Source organism: Bacteroides sp. HPS0048 (assembly GCF_964240755.1).
GTDB classification, from domain to species: Bacteria; Bacteroidota; Bacteroidia; order Bacteroidales; family Bacteroidaceae; genus Bacteroides; species Bacteroides nordii.
Genome location: NZ_CAXSVC010000013.1, coordinates 119,608 through 140,225, shown reverse-complemented (window position 1 = coordinate 140,225; position 20,618 = coordinate 119,608). Strand labels below are relative to the sequence as shown.

Here is a 20,618-nt window from a genome sequence, read left to right as displayed (position 1 = left end):
GCTGAAAGCAGGATGGGATGAAAAATACCTGTCAACACTTTTACAGGACAGCGCATTTTAATGCGTCGGCCCTGTTGCCCGGTGTGGGGAGTTGTTTTACATGTACATGTAAAGCAGTACGACATGTGCATGTGGGACAGTACGACATGTACATGTGGAGCAGCTTTACATGTACATGTAAAACAACTCTGCATGCCGGGCAACGAACCATTACTCTACGAGGCAAAGCCTCATCAGTACTTCCATACACATACGCCCGTTATGATAAGGGCATTTCCAGAAACCGGCTTTATCATCTTCGCGATTCACTGTGCCATCGGCACGGATACTCCAATACCATTCACCATTCTCCCGGTCTATGAGATACTTCCTGATAAAATCCCAGCAGGCAATGGCCTTTTGCAAAGCCTCCTTATCATTGAAATGCTGGAAAAGGTTCATATAGCCAACCACTGTCTCAGCTTGTACCCACCAATGACGGTCGGTATCTACCCGGTGAGTATCGGAATTCTTTTCGTAAATCATCCCTCCTTCCGGAGTAAAGCCTTCAGAAGCTGCTATCGCTATTTGTTTCACAATCGGTTCTACCTTTGCCAGCAAGTCTTTGTCGCCCAGCTCCAATGCAGCTTCATGAATGAGCCAGGAAGCTTCAATATCATGGCCGTAGGAAACAATCCGGTACTTGCTATTCCAGTCGTCATCAAAAAAGAGTTGCAAGTGCCCCGTTTCCCGGTTTAGTATTTTATCGGTAAAAATCAGGATAAGATTATACAATTGCCTTTTCAGCCGTTCATCTTTCCACACCCGGTAAAGGTTGGTATAGGGTTCGAGAATATGGAGATGCGTATTCATTGTTTTACGTTCATTGGCATCTTTCTCGCTGAGACGCATGTCTTCCATTTCATCCCACTCACGGGTAAGGGCTTCACAATAACCATTCTTCACAGTGTCAAAGCTATATGCTTCGATGCTCTCAAAGAGGCGTACGGCATAGTCAAGAGCTTCCTTATCTCCGGTAGCGCGATTATACTCACTCAGTCCGTAAATAGCAAAGCCGAGGGCATAAATCTGTTTCTTTGTATCGAGCGGCGCTCCTTTGCAATCGAGACTCCAATAGATACCACCAAACTCTTTATCGTAAAAGTGGTGAATAATGTACTCTTTGGCACGGGTGGCCATAGCAAGATATTCTTCTTTTTTCAACAAACGATATGCGGCGGAGTAAGTCCACAAAATGCGGGCATTAAGGATAGCTCCTTTATCAGCTTCGGGCATCCGTTGTTCCATGCCGGTGATACGCCCGTAGAAACCACCGTTCTCTTCGTCCACCATTCGGTTCATCCAATAGGACAGGATATTGGTAGTTAGTACCTCCTGCACCTCTTGCTTCAAAGTTGATATAGATTGATTCATATTTGTATGGTTTTGAATGTATTTCCCCACCCCCACAGAGGACACAGAGGGCACAGAGTTTTAAATCTTTATTGAAACGCAGATGAACGCAGATTTTCGCAAAGGGAAATAACGATAAAATAAAGAACTACAGTTTTTTAATCTGCGTTCATCTGCGATCATCCGCGTTTCATCAGAGAAAATAATATCTCTGCGCCCTCCGTGTCCTCTGTGGTGAACTGATTCATATCGGATCTGGTTTGAATTACTGATTCGTATTACTTTTTTAATTCCGTTTTCTCTCCAGTTCTGCCGTGATGTCTTTCATCTTCTTCTCACTCAACGGATACATACTGATAAATAGTACACTCAGCATTGTACCTATTGCCGGCAGGAAGCTCAGGAACATTTTAATGCCATGAATCGCTTCAGCACTCTGTACAGCATTGGCCTTGAAACCAAAATAAGCAAGTAACCAACCGGTGATAGCACTACCGATTGCCCAACCGAATTTCTGGCTCATGGAAGAAGAAGAGAATATCAGCCCGGTAGCCCGATTGCCGGTTCTCAACTCAGAGTAATCGGCACAGTCGGCGTACATAGACCACAACAGAGGGAAAATGCTTCCGGCACAAATACTAATCAGTATCTGGAAAATGAATATCAGTGCAATGTCTCCCTTTCCAAACCAATAGAAGATAATGCTCAGTACGGTAGCAATCACCATGGCACCCATGTAGGTAGCTTTCTTACCAATACGGTTACTGAGTGGCGCAGCAAGAACTACCCCTACGATATTGGCAACCTGCCCCACGGCCAGATAAAGCCCGCTTAGTACAAACGAGACTCCGAAGAAGGAAACAGTAGCATAATCTTCCTCCACAATGAAGTACTTGAAATAGTAAACCGTGGCCCCGTCGCGAACAGAGTTGAAGATCAATGCAGCAATACCTGCACCGAGCAGAATCCACCAGGGCTTATTGTGAAGCAAATCTTTCACATCTTCCTTCAACGGGCTTTGCGCTTCCTTGATAGGTTTCACCCTTTCGCGCGTCAATGCGAAACAGCCATAGAACAGTATCGTACACATGACTGCTATGACTATCACACTCATCATCCAGCCGTGCTGCTCACTGTGTCCCTGGCTAAAGTAATTCACCATCGGCATAAACAGCAACAGAGCTATGAAGCTACCGATATAAGCAAATGTCATGCGATAAGTAGATAGTGTATTCCGCTCCTTCGGATCAGGACTCATCACTCCCAACAATGAAGCATAAGGCACATTGATAGCAGAATAAATCATCATCATCAACGAATAAGTGACATAGGCGTATATCAATTTGCCGGTATCACTCAGATCGGGAGTAGTGAACGTCAATATGCCAATCAGCCCGAAAGGAATGGCAAGAAACAGCAGATAAGGACGGAACTTTCCCCAACGGGAATGGGTACGGTCAGCAATGATTCCCACAATCGGATCGAAAGCCGAATCCCAGGCACGGGTAATGAGAAACATGGTACCGACCACAGCAGCCGGAAGTCCGAAAACATCCGTATAGAATATCATCAGATAAGAGCCAAACAGTTTCCAGAACATGGAGGAAGCCATATCACCGAAACCGTAGCCTATTTTTTCTTTAAGTTTTATCATGGATACATTTACAATTTACAAGGTACAATTTACAATTTGCCATGCGGTGTATGAGAGTAAGGGGTTTACAATTGACCATTTACAATTTGCCGTGTGGTGTAAAGGTGAACAATACTATACAGGTGTATCCACATGGCAAATTGTACATTGTAAATGGTCAATTGTAAATGCTCTTGTTTTTCTCTATCATCCTCTTCAGCGTCTCCACCGAAGCAGAAGAGAAAAAGCCATCCTGCGGTGTATGCAGGCAGTAGTCCACTAACTTATCAATGGTAGATGTAGCTACATGCATACGAGTATCCGAAGAGGCATAATAGATAAACACCGTTCCGTCTTCATCAGCAATCCAACCGTTACTGAACAATACATTCGATACATCACCGATACGCTCTTCACCCTCCGGAGCCATAAAATATCCGGCAGGGGAGGCAATCAGTTTTGTCGGATCTTTCAGGTCAGTCATATACATATATAATACATAACGCAATCCGGCAGCACATCCGCGAACCCCATGAGCCAAATGCAACCAGCCTTGCGGGGTCTTGATCGGGTGCGGTCCCTCTCCATTCTTCACCTCTTTAATAGTATGATAATAGCGTTTATCTATAATGACTTCTTCTTTCACCTCGGCATGCGTCATATCTTCTACCAATGCCCAACCGATACCGCCACCACTTCCGGCATCAATAAATCCATCTTGCGGACGGGTATAAAGTGCATATTTCCCCTCAACGAACTCCGGATGCAACACAACATTACGCTGTTGGCTCTTTGTTTTCAGATCCGGAAGGCGTTCCCAGTTCTTCAAGTCCTTGGTACGGGCGATACCGGCTGTAGCCGTTGCCGACGACAAATCTCCTGCCGGAGCATTATCGTCAGGTCGTTCGGCACAGAATATACCATATATCCAACCGTCCTCATGAGCGGTAAGGCGCATATCATAAACGTTCGTTGCCGGAACAACATCTTCAGGCATCGTCACCGGATAATCCCAGAAACGGAAATTATCTATTCCGTTAGGACTCTCTGCAATGGCAAAGAACGATTTACGGTCAGCACCTTCCACGCGTACCATCAACAGATACTTTCCGTTCCATTTGATGGCACCGGCATTCATGGTTGCATTCATGCCGATACGCTCCATCAGATAAGGATTCGTCTTCTCATCCAGATCATAACGCCAGAATACCGGCGTATGGGCAGCAGTCAGCACAGGATGTTCATAACGGGTAATAATACCATTTCCACCTTTCATCGGATTGTTTTTGCGGGCGAGGAATTCCTCATGTTCGGCCAGCAAGGTAGCAATTTTGTCTTTAAATAGGCTCATAATCGAAGTCTTTTCTGTTTTATTAGTGAATGATAATGCAAAGTTAGTGTAGTCTGCATAAAGTATCCAATACTATTTTATCATATCATTATACTATTTATCACCGACCAACAAAGTTAAGCTGTTTTCTCAACCTAATGAAACAAAACGAAACTCAGCAGGAACAGGATGTTGACTCCGCCAATAAACGATTTATTCTCCCCCAGAGGACAGAAAGACATCTCTCATACATCCGGATTGATAAAAAAGCTATATCTTTGTTTTCATACTAACTTATTCTGCAACATTGCTTATACAATAACCTAATAATTACAAATATGATAAACCCTGTTTATTCACCCGACAACGAGAGATACAGTAACGGTATGAAGTACCGACGTTGTGGCAAAAGCGGAATCATGCTCCCGGAAATTTCCTTGGGGCTGTGGCATAACTTCGGAGATGTAGATACATTTGCCAACAGCCAGCGAATGGCGCATTATGCTTTCGACAAAGGAATTACTCATTTCGATCTGGCAAATAACTACGGGCCTTCCTATGGCTCGGCAGAAGAAACGTTCGGTGAGATTATGAAAAAATCATTCCTTCCTTACCGGGATGAGCTGTTTATCTCTACGAAAGCCGGACACGATATGTGGCCGGGCCCCTACGGAGAATGGGGATCAAGAAAATATCTGATGGCAAGCCTCAACCAAAGCTTGAAACGTATGAATCTGGATTATGTGGATATTTTCTATTCGCACCGTTATGATCCGGTGACTCCATTGGAAGAGACATTGCAAACATTGGTAGATATTGTCCGCCAGGGAAAAGCATTGTATGTAGGTATCTCCAAATATCCGAAAGAGGCCGCTGAATTTGCTTACAAATATCTGGCAGAAAGAGATGTGCATTGCTTGCTCTATCAAGGAAAATATAACCTGTTCAACCGGGAACCGGAAGAAGAAGGTATCCTCCGGCAAGCTAAAGAAAACGGTACCGGATTTATCGCATTCTCTCCCTTAGCGCAAGGATTATTGACAAACCGATACCTCAATGGCATTCCCGAAGATTCACGAATGGCCCGCGGAGGTTTCCTAAAAAAGGAACAACTCACAGAAGATGTTTTAAGCAAAATCAAAGCACTGAACAAAATGGCAGAGGAACGGGGACAAACCTTAGCAGAGATGGCTCTGGCATGGGTTCTAAAAGATGATTTAGTAACATCAGTCATCATTGGTGCCAGTTCGGTAGCCCAACTGGAAGATAATCTTAAAGCAATAAGAAATACCTCATTTACAAAGGAAGAATTAAGGAGGTTATAGAATTATGAGGAGGTAGGGTTACAACCCTGCCACTTCTCACACAATCTTCTTCTTTTTCCTGTAATTCTCCCGAAACTCCTTAGGAGAGCATGCCTTTTTCTTCTTAAATATCCGGTTAAAATTAGAGAGGTTATTGAATCCGCAATCATAGCAGATCTCGGCTACAGACATGGTAGAGTCTACCAACAAGCGAGCAGCAAACCCAAGACGGATATCAATAATATAATCAGAAAGGCTTCTTCCGGTACGAAGTTTGAAAAAGCGGCTAAAAGAAACAGCAGTCATTCCTACCATATCTGCCAAATTATTCAAACGAATCTCCTCTTTATAGTGTTTATTGATATATTCCTGTACCTTCTGTACCCTCCGACTATCAGCATGGATATCGATCTTCGCAAAAGAAGAACTGGACAATGTACGGGATTCCTCCTCAAAAAGAGAAAGCTCATACAGAATAGTCACGAACTTAAGCACAGCATAAAATCCTTGTTTTTCAGAAGCTAATGTGTCGAGCATGGAATACACTTTCATAATGGCAGACATAGGGAAGCAAAGTCCTTTTTGCGCACGTTCCAACATCCGGCGAATAGAATCGAACTGATTCTTATTAATGAAGCTTTCAGAGAAAAGATCAGGGGAAAACTGAATAGTTATCTCGCGTATCTCTTTTGAGTTGCATTCGTTTTGCTCCCAGACATGCTCCAGATCCTGCCCGGTAATCAACACCAGATCATAGTCGCCAATTACTTCCGCAGAGTCACCTACAATCCTACGTACTCCAGCAGCCTTCTCACAAAAGTTCAATTCAAATTCGGCATGATTGTGAATAGGGTATGTAAATTCCGTCTTATACCGCTCGGCTACATAAAAACAATCTTTGTCAGAGAGTGGAGTAATCTCACGGATAATATAACTTTGCTGTGCATTCATTGTTGTAAATAGTATTAGTCTAAATTCTTAATCATTCCTGCTTAACGCCCTGAAATCTTCTCCTGTAGGATTCTGGAAGACATGCAAATCAAATTCCGGAATAATGGCAAGCACATGATCGAACACATCGGCTTGAACACCTTCATAAGGTATCCAGGCTTTGATGGACGAGAAGAAATAGAGTTCGAGAGGAATACCTTGTTCAGTGGGTTGCAACTGACGCACCATACATGTAAGATCCTGATTGACTGCCGGAAGGCTTCTCAGATAATTAGTCAGGTAGGCACGGAATACACCTAAATTGGTCTGACGACGGCCATTCACTAACACGGAGTTGTCTATTCCATGCTCTTTGTTATACTCCTCCACTACCTTCTCCGTCTCTTCGATATAGTCTTTCAGCAGACGTATTTTCCGGTATTTTGCCAACATCTCCGGAGTACAAAACTTCACACTGTTCATATCAATCCTGATAGAACGCTTTATACGTCGTCCTCCGGACTCCTGCATACCCCGCCAGTTCTGAAAAGAATCACTGACCAGAGCATAGGGAGGAATGGTGGTAATGGTATTGTCCCAGTTACGTACCTTTACGGTATTCAAGGTTACTTCAATCACCGTTCCGTCGGCTCCATACTTCGGCATCTCAATCCAGTCTCCCACCTTCAGCATATTGTTGGCAGAAAGTTGAATACCCGAAACGAAGCCCATAATACTGTCTTTGAACACCAACATCAGGACAGCGGCAGAAGCTCCCAGACCGGTAAGCAACACCATCGGCGATTTATCAATCAGAATACTGACGATAATAATACCACCAATAAAGAAAAGAATGACCTGAACCGTTTGTAACAATCCTTTCAAAGGACGGTCGCGAAACTGCTCACGCTCGCTGTATACATGATAAAGTGCAGAGAGAAGTGCACTGATAAACTTTAAAAAGACTGCAATGATATAAATCATGCAAATACGTAATATAAAAGTCAGCAGGCCGGCATTGGATATGGCAAGCGGTAGCAGTATATACAGAATGATAGGTGCCACCAGATGACTGAGGTAAATCATCACTTTGCGATCAAACACAACGTCATCCCATGTGGCCTTTGTTTTTTTCACAAGCCGGGTAACCGTCGTCAGGATAACATGCTTGCAAATAGCATCTCCCAGAAAAGCAATAGCCAAAATGATAACTAAAATGATAGTACTCGTTAAATCATCAGTCCACGACTCATTAAATCCCCATGACTGGAGAATTTCCTTGATTATACCTGTAATTTTTTCCATTGTTATACTTTATCTGCCGTTATAATAGGGCAACGGCAAAACACCCTGTTTGTTTCACGTCACTATCCTTTCTCCAGGAATTCCCTTACGTCGTCACGCAACCATTGGTGAAGATACAGTGCTTTATATGCACTATTCTTCTTCAACATGATTTCCACATTTATCTGACTGTTCTGATAACAAGTCAGTTCATTACGAAACTGTTCATCATGTTCTGCCAGTTTCTTTATCTCCTGTTCCCGCTCTCTGCGAAGAAGTGTACAAACCGGTATCAGAAGTTTCATCACTACATTATCCATGATATGATGTCCCTGGATATAAAGATAGGTGGTTTCCGGAACCAATCCTAACTTCTCCAGTTCGGAACCTAAAGCATCCACCCGACTAATACAGTGAGGAAAACGGGTTTGCAGTTCCGATAGTTTGGCAGAGACCGTCCTTTGTAGAGCTTCCAGGCATCGTTCAGGATGCCGCAGGTTGACGTCCAGCAACCGGATATATGTATTAAAGTCACTCATCGGAAATGTGTGTGTATCATGCTGCCGATAGAACCAGACGTTCCAAAGAAAAAGAGGATAAGTTATCTGGGAATACCTCCGCATGAAAGCAGCAAAATCAATCAACGGACGGTCATTCAGTGTGGCCTGTACACATACCTCATGCAAACTCTCTGCAAAGCAATGATGATTTTCGATGGCATAGGTATAGGTCTGAAAGATATATCTGTTTCTGTTTATCTTCCGGGAAGTAGCAGTAGCTCCCTGCAAAAGAAAATCATAATCACTATCCACACAGGCGATGAGGCTTTTTCCTAATTCGGCCGTATTCAGGGTATTCATTAATACCATCTTCTTCCCCTTTGCCAAAGAGGTAGCCGAAGGAAGCATTACCTGAAAATAATATTCATCATTCTCAAACTCCTCAAACAACGTACGCCAGAAAGGCACGTCGTCATAACTTTCCACATAAGCTACAATTCTCCGGCGTGTGTTCTTGGGATAAAGCTTATGGGCGGCACTAAAGTAAGAGGAAGTCAGATTGTCGCGTAGGGTTTGAGCCATGCCATGTGAGATTTACGATTGGACGATTTACTATTTACGATTGAAATTACTCTGTATTCTCAACTGTCAACTATCAATTGCCAACTACATTCGTTGTAATATCGGTTACTTCGGTGACAGCATCAAGCCAGCCTTCCATAATGAGGGCAGGCGAATGAGTGGTCAGTATTATTTGTACATTGGGATTCAGTTCACGAATCATAGCGATAAGCTTCTGTTGCCACTCGATGTGGAGCGAGGCTTCCGGCTCATCCATGAAAAGAACATAATGTTCATTGTCCTGTACCAATACAGTCAGCAAGATAACAAGCATCTGTTTTTCGCCGGAAGAGAGTTTATAGGGCAATAAGAGCTCACCGTCCTGATAAAAAGCAATATCATTCCGCCTCCGGTCTATTTTCTTCCGGGTATAGCTGAACAGTTCATCTATCTGATCCTGAAAGCGCTTTTTAGCCAACGATAAAGTAGCTGCCCTCTTCCGCTCTTCTTCATCATTACCGGCTAGAAGTTCAATCATTTTATTGCCTATATTCACCTGATAATCCAGATAACGGCGTTGTAAGAGATAGAGCTGCCAATCAAGTTCAGACTTTACATTCTTATCAGCCATCCGGGCAGTAAAATCGCCCATGATAAGAGGGCGGTCATAACTACGGATTACATCATAAGGAATATAAGTAGCTTCGGGATCATCAAAGTAAATATCTACCTCGTCTTTCATTCCGTTCTTCATCTCACCGGAAAGATCTTCCAGATAACCTACGGAACGGTTCAGGATCGTTGTTTTACCAACCCCATTGATGCCGGAAAGGATATTCACGTCGGGACGCAGGTCCCAGGCAATATTAAATCGTTTCCACAACCCTTTTATTTCAATACGCCGGATATATTTGGCTTGTTTTTCCATGCTATTCTTGCTTTATATCAAGGCAAATATAAACAATTCAAATGATAAATTGGTTACCTTTGCAGCAGTTTTCAATAAAGGTCACTAAAAAGATGAATATCAACAAGAACGTACAAGGACATCTGTTTGCTCTTACTGCCAATGTGATGTGGGGACTAATGGCTCCCATCGGAAAATTTGCTTTGCAAGAGTTTTCAGCTCTTTCGGTCACTACTTTTCGAATGGTGGGGGCAGCTGCCGCTTTCTGGATACTCTCCATGTTCTGCAAGCAGGAACATGTGAATCATAAGGATATGCTCAAAATATTCTTTGCATCCTTGTTTGCATTGGTATTTAATCAGGGAGTTTTCATTTTCGGATTGTCATTGACCTCTCCTATTGACGCCTCTATTGTGACTACCACTCTGCCTATCATCACAATGATTGTAGCCGCCATCTATCTGAAAGAACCGGTTACGAACAAGAAAGTATTAGGTATCTTTGTCGGAGCAATGGGAGCATTGATACTTATCTTAGGCAGTCAGACTTCAGGAGATGCCAATAGCAGTATCTGGGGAGACCTGCTCTGCCTGTTGGCACAACTTAGTTTCTCTATCTACCTAACTGTATTCAAAGGACTTACCCAGCAATATTCTGCTGTTACCATCAATAAATGGATGTTCATTTATGCTTCTATGTGCTACATCCCATTCTCTTATCAGGATGTGGCAGCAATTGAATGGAGCACGATTTCCGTACCCGCCGTCTGGCAAGTTTTATATGTAGTATTGGGAGGAAGCTTCATCGCTTACATCTGCGTAATGACAGCACAGAAGTTACTCCGTCCCACAGTGGTAAGTATGTACAACTATGTACAGCCAATCATCGCGTCTATCGCAGCAGTAGTCATGGGTATCGGTACCTTTGGCTGGCAAAAGGGAATCGCCATCGGTCTGGTATTTCTGGGTGTATACATCGTGACACAAAGCAAGTCGAGGGCGGATTTGGAAAAGGAAGGAGAATTATAGTGATTAACGATTAGTGATGAGTGATGAGTGGCTGCGCTTTATCACTCATCACTAACCACTCATCACCATTCTATAAATTTTCCCCTCGCCTTTCTCTTTGCCAGTTCTTCTTCCAGGAATTTCTGGCGGTCTTTGGCAATATAACGACGGGCAAAAATGTTAGGGACAGCTACGCCTAAAGCTATGCAAAGAATAATAAGAGCAGAATTGATACCGTTGTAAAAGGCAACTGTTACTTCACCTACTACACCGTGCATGCCGATAAGTCCCAGCAAAGAACGATACATCAATACACCGGGAATCATAGGGATGACGGAAGGAATGGTCAATACGTGATTGGGCACATGAAACCAATGAACGGCTTTCACGGCTATCAGACTGACTACAAAACTACCCATAAACGAACCGATCACCGGTCCGAAACCTAATTCGAAATTCACGAAATTACGTGTACACACAGCTATGATACCGCCTATGGCTACCACCCAAAGCAAACGACGCTGAATGTTGAATATCATAGAGAAACCCATTGCGGCAATTGCGGCAGCAATCGCGTATACATAATAAGGATCATGGGGAATCATACTCAATTCACTGAACTTTTTATCAATACTGACATCCTCCATCACACACAAACGGATGGCAAGAACAATACCGAAAGCCATAGCACCCACCATCATAGCAGTATTAGCAGCACGCGTGATACCCACTAACAGATAATTGTCTATCATATCGTCCACAAAGTTGATCAACGGAACACCCGGAACAATAAACAAAGCACAGGCCAAAAGCGGATGATAAGGAGTAGATGAAAGTCCGCTAAACGAAGAGGCATAAGCCAGACAAGTAGAAACAAAAGCCGCAATGGCAATACTCATATATACATTGATACCAAACTCCATGCATCGAGCACGGACACGGAAACCAACAAAAGCACAAACAGAAGCCAGCAAGAAAGCCATCCAGTCACAGCCAAACAACTTGCAAAAACCTCCGCAGGCAAAACCTGCACCAATGGCTACCAGATAAGGAATGTAATTACGCGGACGGGAGCAGATTTTCTCCAGTTCTTCTTCATACTGATCCAAAGAATAATCATGTTCAATAGCCCGCCAGGATAGTTTACTAACTTCAGAAATAGCCGTCATATTAATACCATGCTTCTCACACTTCTGAAATTTAGAGAAAGAGTGCGCCTCGTCACTGACATTCACAACCAGCATTGTATAACTTACATCAATATGAAGTTTATCTTCCGGCAACCCCAAATAAGCAGCTACACGCTTCATATTACGCACAATCCGGTTTGTATCCGCAGCACTTTCTACCAACAATTTACCGGTACGGAGCAACAAGTCAAGTTTACGCCTCAGCAACAGAGCTTCTTCCTGCTCAATTACATTATTATTCGTCATCTTTTGTATATATAAATGATATTATTCTTTTAGGGGCACAAAGGTACAATTTCCTTTTCAAAAAAGCCCCACCCAAGAGCGAAAGATGACAGATAAAAAGTGAATAAATATCCCTATTTTCTCAATTCCTCAAAATAGGTATCCAATAATGTCTTTGCTGCTATAAAAGAGGTCAGATTACCGCCAAGCACTTGTTGTTCTTTTTCATATAACATCGATTCTATCTTAGCATTATGATAAAAACTATCGCGAAGCTGCTCATTAATACTTTCATACATCCAGTATTTACTCTGCTCATTGCGTCGATACTCAAAGTATCCGTTCGCTTTCACAAAGTCGATGTATTCATAAACCATATCCCATATCTCTTTCACACCTATATTATAGAAACCGGAATACGTCAAGACCTGTGGTGTCCAGCCAGAGTCGGGAGCCGGAAAAAGATGCAAAGCATTGCGGAATTGGGAGGCAGCCAAGTTCGCTTTGTCTATATTATTTCCGTCAGCTTTGTTGATAACAATGCCGTCCGCCATTTCCATGATACCGCGCTTAATACCTTGAAGTTCATCACCTGTGCCTGCCAACTGAATCAACAGGAAGAAATCTACCATAGAGTGCACAGCCGTTTCACTCTGCCCCACTCCCACTGTCTCTACAAAAATCTTATCGAAACCGGCGGCTTCACAAAGAATGATCGTTTCACGGGTTTTTCGCGCTACACCACCCAACGAACCCGCTGAAGGACTGGGACGAATAAACGAATTGGGATGTACGGACAATTGTTCCATACGGGTCTTATCCCCTAAAATACTCCCTTTACTACGCTCACTACTCGGGTCGATAGCCAACACAGCCAACTTACCTCCCTTTTCGAGCACATGCAGGCCAAAGACATCAATTGAAGTACTCTTTCCGGCACCGGGTACACCACTAATCCCTACCCGAATGGAGTTTCCGGAAAATGGCAGACATTTTTCTATCACTTCCTGGGCTATAACCTGATGTTCGGGCTTCACGCTTTCCACCAAGGTCACTGCCTGACTGAGGATCGTTATATTTCCCTGCACGATACCCTCCACAAATTCTGCTACAGTGGGCTGGCGCTTCTTCGGTTTACGTTTCAGATAAGGATTTACCGATGAGGGCTGCTCAATACCTTTGTTGACAACCAGTCCTTTGTACTCTTCGCTGTTTTCCGGATGTTCCATGGTAATGATATTTAGGGATTATCGTTTTATATTAATTTCTACTTTCGGTCGTGCCGGGTCATTCGTGATCATCAGAATACGCAAGTGATGTTTCTTCTTGCCTGTATTCTTTTTATGAATGGTAACCCGCAGCTTGGTACTTGCACCCGGTTGAAGAACCGTCTTTTTCAGGCTCACTCCTACAGAGGAATTGAATACCTGCAATTTACTGATCTGCAAAGGTGCTTTGCCCGTATTTGTAATAACAATATCATGAGAGGCTTTGTTCTTCTTAGCCAACCGCGCACTGAGATCAATGTTGTCTTCAGACAAGCGGATGGCAGGTGCATTCAGGCTGTCCTGCATGGTCATACCCGAGAAGTCCGGGAGAAGAATAGCTGAAACAGGAATCTCATTCTCCTCGCTCACCTTATCGCCGGCAAAACGAGCCAGATAGACAGAAGTCTGTGTCAGGCCAAGATCGGTGAGTTGTTTCGTATCAAGCGTTAGTTTGATCTTTCCTTTCTTTCCTTTCAGAACCACATCCGGCGTTCTTTCCATTTTCAGGTAAGGAGGAAGATGCATCAGTACAGGTTCGTAAGGACGGTCCGACAAATTCACTACACTGAATGTAATGGTCGGTTTCTCTCCCCGGTGTGCATCCGGAAAATCAAATTCGGTACGATCCAAACGGATAGAACCAATGGCATAGGGATGTGTTTTTGCAAAATCCGTAACTTCCTGCACCACTTCACCTACAAATTTCAGATATACCAGACTGGGTTGTGCATTGCTGTAAATACCAATCGTTTTTTCAAAATGACCAAGGGCTTTGGCATCAAAAGTTGCACTGACAGTACCTTTCTCGCCGGGAGCAATCGGCTTTTTCGTCCAATCGGCAACCGAACAGGCACAAGATGTAGTGACATTGGTCAGTACCAATGGTTTATCTCCGGTATTGGTAATGGTATATTCTACAGTTACAGGATGTTTCCATTCAATTTGCCCAAAGTTATGCGTCTCTTTATTGGACGAAAGACGGGGTTGGGCAATGGCAGACAAAGTAATAATAAAAACAGTTAATATAGAGAGTATACTGCGTTTCATGCTTTATATATTATATTTGAAGCACAAATGTAGGAGTTTTCGACGAGATATGGAACGGATTGAAAGGAATATTAATAGTGATTAGCGGTTTAGTGAGTAGTGATTAGTGGGCTGCGCTGTTATAACGATAAAACACAAATTAACGCAGATTGACGCAAAGACAAGAGATTACGACTCTTTCTCTATCATATTCTTTGCGAAAATCTGTGTTAATCTACGTTCCAATACAATCAATATTTTATAATAAGTACAACCGTCTTCGAATCAGCACTTATTTCACCGTCACTTTCATTGAAGCGGAGTGGGAAACATACTCCGGAGCATAAGCACTCTGGAGCGTTGCTAATCCGGTTTCATACGTTCCGGAACGACTGACACGATAGCTGTATTCCAATACAAAGACTCCCTTACCCAATCCGTCAAAGAAGAAATTGGTAGATGCATCTTTTATATCGACATAATATCCAAATCCATTGTTCCAACGATAACCGGAAAGCGTTTCCATAGGTTCAAAGCAAGCAGCACGCTGATCTTTCAGTTGGATGAAATCCATCGGGCGATCCAGGCGAATCGTCAAACGTGAAACAACCTTGTCGCCAACAGCAAGTTCCGTACCGGCTGTAACAGGCTGCAACTGACGAACGTTATTCACCAGACGTTCTACATACAGTTTCTTATCTACATTCAATTCGCCACCCTGCTGTTTCACCTGGCTCATATCTTCCTGATATTGTGCATAAACAGCTCCCCAGGCTATTCCGGCATCTCTTTTCTCAACAGTTACTTTACGGGCGTCTACCACCTTCTTATCAGTAAATGTCTTCTTGACATATCCTAATCCGGGAACGGTTGTCTTGGCAGGTGAAAGTGTTTCCAGCACTTCATTGGCAATAACAATACGTACATCTCCCTGACTTTCGAGCAGATTGGTACCACCTTGCAACAATGCATAAACAGCATCTGCCGTAGTCACCGGAGAGTCCCATGCCTGTGTCTGTTTCTGTTTCAAAAGCCAGAGTTTCATTTCTTCTACCGTTGACGAATCGCCGGAAACAAGTTCAAGGGCTTCCATCACCATCACATGTGCCGGGATTTGCAAACCGCCCCATGAATGCGGATTCTCATTGAAAGCAAAGAACATACCCTGTTCATCCGTCTTTGTCAAAAACTCCTTCAAAGAGGCAATGAACTCCAATGCTTCTTTCTTATGTCCGGCCTTCTCCAGAACAATGGCAGCAAGTGCCTTATCGGTCATAGAACGGGTAGTCAGCGTTTCCGTAACTTTTGAAAGGAAGTAATTGTAAGCTGTCTGATTCTCTGCAAGTGGGATCTGCTCACCGGAAATAGCAATAAGGTAGAGATATTTCAATGCTGAAGCAGAAAGTCCTTTCACTTTATCGCCATTCTTCTCTGCCTTACGGATATTTTTATACTCTTCCAGCGCTTCTTTATTGAGGAAGCTGAGAGCAGTACGCTGCATAACCAAAGCATCTCCCTCCAATGGTTTACCAGTCAGCATGGCAAGACGGGCATTCAACTCTACAATATAATTGGTGATATACCGGCTGCCATTCATCCCTTTGTACCATGCCCAGGAACCGTCAGGCTGCTGAAGCTCCTTCAGGCGAGTAAGGGCTGTGATATTATTATTACGTATATTATTCAGGTCGAATAACGTTGCAATACGCTCTTTCTGCTCTTCTTCAGTTTTCGCTTCCATTACCCAGGGAGACTCGGACAAAAGAATATTCTTTACTTCCTGATTCTTTTGCAGGTTGCTAAGGAATGTTTCTTTCGTTCCACCTTGCAGTTTCCAACTATCAAACACAGCTTTAATACGCGGCTGTGAGTTCATAATGTACGAAGCTAATGTATTTGCATAATAAGCAGTAGCCCAGGAGATAGCATCACTGTTATCGGGCATGCTCAGTGAAGGTAAAGCCTGTATTGCATACCAGGCAGGATTACCGGTGAACTCGATGGTCAGGCGACGGTCGGTTGCCGACTTACTATGGCCGTTGAACAAACTGTCGAGTGAGAAAACCCGTGTCTCTTCTCCACGAACAGGCATCGGCACAGTTTCTACCAGATTAGCCTTATTACTGAGTACCGGTAACAGATGCTGTTCACCATCGCTGAACGAACCACCGTCAGCAATCATACGGCACCCCAATACATCATACTTATCCGTAACGGTAAACAGGAAATTAACACCGGTAGTACGTCCGGCTTCTACAGTGAACTTCTGTTTCTGTGTACTGATTATCTTCTCCGTCATCGGATCAAAGAGAATAAAACTGACTGTTCCGGTAAGGTTCTTTCCGGTAAGGTTTGCTACTGAGGCAGCAACAGAGGTCTTATCACCTACACGGACAAAACGGGGCAGATTCGGTGTCAGCATAAACTCTTTGCTGGTCACTGCCGATCCATCGATCATTCCAGTCAGCATGCCTTTGGTATGGGCATATCCACGGAAGTTCCAGCGGGTAAGGCTTTGTGGCATAGTAAATGAGAAAGAGACTTCGCCCTGCTCATTGGTCCGAAGTTGCGGATAGAAGAAAGCTGTTTCCGCAAAGTTTGTACGCAGTTCTTCCGTAGCCTCGGGAAGATTTTCTCCAGCTGCTCCTTCTGCCAGTTCTTCTGTGAAAACAACATCAGCTTTATCACTGGCAGCTTCTTTTGATACCATAGACATCATCGGAGCATTTGCTTCGGATTTGGCCAATCCCCGTATTCTTACGCCACCCCGCCTCGTATTATAAACCGAAAGCAGTTCTTCAATTCCCGAAAAAATAACAATAAACTGATCATATACCATAGGAGCTACCTTCAGGCTCTTATACGGAAACCAATAATTATAAGAATTCATTCCCCAATACCCATCCATCCAACGGGTAGTAGGTACTGAGAGGTTGTAAAATACCTGCAAGCTCTGATCTCCTTTCCATATTTTATCCAACGAAGCATCGTACATGGTAGCTAACATCTCGGCCATGGCCGGCATTCCTTGTGGAGTTTTAATCGTGAGTTTCCACTCTTCCTCCTGACCGGGACGCAATTTGTCACGGAACACTTCCCACTTCATCGTCAAGGTTTTGTCCGGCAGACGCTTCGTCATTCTCACCGTTTGCTGATTGACTCCACCGTCTTTTACAAAACAGAATGTAGCAGACAATCCGTTGCCATACGACTCTTTATAGGGGAATTCAAAACGTTCAATAGAATCGGACAGGCGCAATATCCTGCTTTCGAGCATTGTATTACCACTAAATAGATTCATCATGACGTATGCATCTTTCTTTGAAGTACCCAAATAGAATACAGCCGGATGCGCAGCATCAAACGATGTATTCTCGGCATAATACCATACCGGAATATTTACCGGAGGACGTTTGTCAGCAGTTGAGAAGAGAATAACTTCTTCTTTATTAGTCACTTCCCGTCCCTGGTCATCTTTTGCAGACATCACTAACAGATATTCTCCCGAAGACACGGAGGTCCATCCCGGAAGAAGAGTCTCCTTATTGGATACAAAGGTTCCGGAAAAGGCCGGAGTCCCCTTTATCACATCTTCGGATTTTGCACCGTCTGCAACCGGATACAGTTTGTAAGTTCCTTCTACGCTCACGGGCTGCCCATCAAGATTGGTAGCAATAAAAGTAAGCCGGATAGAATCATCTTTGCATAGCGGATTCTGAATGTTAGCTCCCAATGTCACGGAGCGATTACCTACACTCACGTTATAAGAGGAGGTCTGTGTTTCTCCTGCCAGATTAGTGACCGTTGCATCTATCCGGAAAACATAATACCCTAAATCCATCTTCTTATCACCTTCCAGCAACACCGGAACAGTGAATTGTCCGTCTTCGTTGAGTAACACACTCCCCGAAGCAACGGGTTCTACACCCGTCTGTACCCCTCTCCAACCGAAACGTAAGAAACGGGTAACGGTGTAATTTACCGGTAAATCCTGCAACGAAACACCACTAAAGGTTTTAACAGAGCCTTTTACCTCTACCTTATCACCCAGGCTGTAAGATCCTGTCAGTTTATCGAAAGTAATATCAAAGGTAGGACGTTTGTACTCTTCCACGCGAATCGTTGTTGTACCTTTTTCTGTAGAAAGTGTAAATGTACCGTTCATACAGGCAGCGGGCAATGTAAAATCTGTAACAAAAGAACCAAACTCATTGGTCCGAAGTTCTCTCCTACCTATTTCCTGTCGGTTGGCATCGGTAAGGGTCAACGTATAAGTACGGTTAGCTAACACATTGGCTGTATCCAGTTGCTGCTCATAAGCAATCCCTTTCACATAAACCGTCTGCCCCGGACGATAGAGCAAACGATCTGTCAGTAGTTTCACATAATCAGCAGGCTTATTATCGGTATAGTAGGTATAATTGCCTCCGTAAATACCCTGCAGAGGCATTGCCATATCCCGTCCTTTGGTAGCAGTGAGGTAACGATATTCTCGTTTATAAGTGAACTTAGCTTTTCCTTCCGCATTGGTAGTGAACTCCGTCAGTTTCTTTTCATCATTCGTATAAAGAGTAATGAGCGCTCCTTCAACAGGCTGCCCGCTCATACAGTCGAGGGCTATCACTTCATACTGATCACCCGGCAAACGTAATGTCAATACCTTGAAGCGTGTCACGTTCAGTTTGCTTTCACGGTTTTCTCTTGCTTTGCTATCGGGAACAATACGCATCACATAGCTACCTTCTGCGGGAGCTTTGAAGGTAAAAACAGTATCCTGTTCCTGATAGTTTTCGGGACGAAGCAAAGAATAATGTTCTTCTGCCACTAACTTTTTCTCTTGATATAGACGTACAGTAAAGCCATCCAGATTCTTATGGTTGACCATCAACTTCATGTCGGCACCGGGATAAGCGACTTCATCAGCACGTACATACAAAGCGGGATTCAGAATCTCCAGTTTCAGATTCTTTAAAGCATTGATACGTTTGTAGTCCGGATACAGCCTGACAGCCTCATCACAAATCTGTAAAGCCATTGCCTGTTGTCCTTTCTCAATAGCATATCTTGCTTTTGCCAAATAAACTTCGGCACAGATATCATGAGTTTTAAACTCAGTTCGTAATTTGTCAAGTCCCGCCAGATAGGGGTCTTGCGTCAACCCTATCAACTTTTGTGGTGCACGGTAGGGCACAAAGGTATTATCGGAATTACGCCGCCAGTCTAGATAATTGAGCATGGTGAGCACGTAGCCATCATCCATATTAACCCTTTTGTAAGTATCAAGCATCTCCTGATAGATATTCTCAATGCCGGCATTCACAACAGAGTCTTTATCCAGTCCGTTTACATTTCTCAATGCATCTACTCCACGGCTACCCAACAGATGAAGCATATCGTGGCGATAATATTCGCTGGCATCACCTAACTCTACAAACGGGATATAGATACGTGCGGACGTAGCCAATAACAACTCTTTGTCTTTCAGAGCCTCTGTGGTATGCTGCATCACCTGTTGCACAAACATATTTCCGCTCCATTCACATATATCAGCGGAAGGAGTTTCATCCACAATATTCGGCCGTTGGAATATCTGCCAGCGGTTACGGGAGGCATAGTCGGAGTAGATACCCGCTATCAGCGAATTCAGTACGGCACGGTCCATCGGTTTTTCCGCAGTCTTAGCCCACTGCTCCAGCCCGTTCAGGTTTACATAAAAGCTATCGGGAGTCAGCATCTCGCGATACTTCATCCGCCATGTGTAAGCTTTCAGCATTTGCGGAGAGTTTTTCTCAGTTTCCGCCTTCTTATAAATCTCGTTTGTCAACTGAATAACTGTTTGTGGCAGACTTTTCTGTTCAGCCTGATCCACTTGTTTCCATAATTTGTCAAACGTCTGCGCATTTGCCCAGGGGGCTACTCCTAAAGCAAGCAATACCATCATGCAAATCTGTTTTATTCTCATATGTTCAAAGTTTAAGTCACTTTATATTAGAACAAAGAAACAGAATAAAGTTTAAAGAATGGCACTTTTTAGCTTAAAAAAAATGTAGGGTCTTTTTTA

General features: G+C 43.6%; 13 protein-coding genes. 2 read left to right on the top strand and 11 right to left on the bottom strand.

Annotated elements, in window-relative coordinates; translation table 11 throughout:
- Positions 1-210 precede the first annotated feature (210 nt).
- The 3 genes from ACESQI_RS12410 to ACESQI_RS12400 all read right to left on the bottom strand — a co-directional run bounded on the left by ACESQI_RS12410 (position 211) and on the right by ACESQI_RS12400 (position 4,376).
- Entirely contained in the window at positions 211-1,413 is a 1,203-nt protein-coding gene (locus tag ACESQI_RS12410) for an AGE family epimerase/isomerase (protein WP_373126204.1), read from the bottom strand.
- Positions 1,414-1,678: 265 nt separating this feature from the next.
- Positions 1,679-3,046, bottom strand: coding sequence for an MFS transporter (locus ACESQI_RS12405; RefSeq protein ID WP_263667952.1), 1,368 nt, complete (start codon positions 3,044-3,046; stop codon positions 1,679-1,681).
- A 157-nt stretch (positions 3,047-3,203) separates the two neighbouring features.
- Positions 3,204-4,376, bottom strand: coding sequence for a glycosidase (locus ACESQI_RS12400; protein WP_373126202.1), 1,173 nt, complete (start codon positions 4,374-4,376; stop codon positions 3,204-3,206).
- Between the two features lie 317 nt (positions 4,377-4,693).
- On the opposite strand from ACESQI_RS12400, the gene ACESQI_RS12395 reads away from it, so the two are divergent.
- A complete protein-coding gene (locus ACESQI_RS12395; RefSeq protein WP_122200861.1) occupies positions 4,694-5,680 on the top strand; it encodes an aldo/keto reductase in 987 nt (328 codons plus the stop codon).
- 36 nt (positions 5,681-5,716) lie between these two features.
- Here the strand turns inward: ACESQI_RS12395 and ACESQI_RS12390 are convergent, their stop codons facing one another.
- The 4 genes from ACESQI_RS12390 to ACESQI_RS12375 all read right to left on the bottom strand — a co-directional run bounded on the left by ACESQI_RS12390 (position 5,717) and on the right by ACESQI_RS12375 (position 9,862).
- Positions 5,717-6,610 carry an AraC family transcriptional regulator gene (locus ACESQI_RS12390; protein WP_195660942.1) on the bottom strand — a complete coding sequence of 298 codons (894 nt, stop codon included), beginning with the start codon at positions 6,608-6,610 and terminating at the stop codon, positions 5,717-5,719.
- Between the two features lie 27 nt (positions 6,611-6,637).
- Entirely contained in the window at positions 6,638-7,894 is a 1,257-nt protein-coding gene (locus ACESQI_RS12385) for a mechanosensitive ion channel family protein (RefSeq protein ID WP_002559315.1), read from the bottom strand.
- A gap of 62 nt (positions 7,895-7,956) precedes the next feature.
- A complete protein-coding gene (locus ACESQI_RS12380) occupies positions 7,957-8,955 on the bottom strand; it encodes a DUF4435 domain-containing protein (RefSeq protein ID WP_007484098.1) in 999 nt (332 codons plus the stop codon).
- A 73-nt stretch (positions 8,956-9,028) separates the two neighbouring features.
- Complete coding sequence (locus tag ACESQI_RS12375; RefSeq protein WP_373126199.1) at positions 9,029-9,862, bottom strand: AAA family ATPase; 834 nt, start codon at positions 9,860-9,862, stop codon at positions 9,029-9,031.
- A gap of 92 nt (positions 9,863-9,954) precedes the next feature.
- Here ACESQI_RS12375 and ACESQI_RS12370 point away from each other — a divergent pair, with 92 nt between their 5' ends.
- Positions 9,955-10,869, top strand: coding sequence for a DMT family transporter (locus tag ACESQI_RS12370; protein WP_044094881.1), 915 nt, complete (start codon positions 9,955-9,957; stop codon positions 10,867-10,869).
- 62 nt (positions 10,870-10,931) lie between these two features.
- Here ACESQI_RS12370 and ACESQI_RS12365 read toward each other — a convergent pair whose 3' ends face one another.
- From ACESQI_RS12365 to ACESQI_RS12350, 4 genes are all read right to left on the bottom strand, one after another.
- A complete protein-coding gene (locus ACESQI_RS12365; protein ID WP_007484095.1) occupies positions 10,932-12,284 on the bottom strand; it encodes a threonine/serine exporter ThrE family protein in 1,353 nt (450 codons plus the stop codon).
- Positions 12,285-12,397: 113 nt separating this feature from the next.
- The gene (gene meaB, locus ACESQI_RS12360) at positions 12,398-13,492 is read right to left on the bottom strand and encodes a methylmalonyl Co-A mutase-associated GTPase MeaB (protein WP_002559310.1); all 1,095 of its coding nucleotides are present in this window, start codon (positions 13,490-13,492) and stop codon (positions 12,398-12,400) included.
- 18 nt (positions 13,493-13,510) lie between these two features.
- On the bottom strand, positions 13,511-14,578 hold the full coding sequence (locus ACESQI_RS12355) for a DUF1573 domain-containing protein (RefSeq protein WP_195660940.1): 1,068 nt from the start codon (positions 14,576-14,578) through the stop codon (positions 13,511-13,513).
- Between the two features lie 271 nt (positions 14,579-14,849).
- Positions 14,850-20,519 (bottom strand): alpha-2-macroglobulin family protein, encoded by a 5,670-nt coding sequence (locus ACESQI_RS12350; RefSeq protein ID WP_373126197.1) that lies wholly within the window; start codon positions 20,517-20,519, stop codon positions 14,850-14,852.
- Positions 20,520-20,618 lie beyond the last annotated feature (99 nt).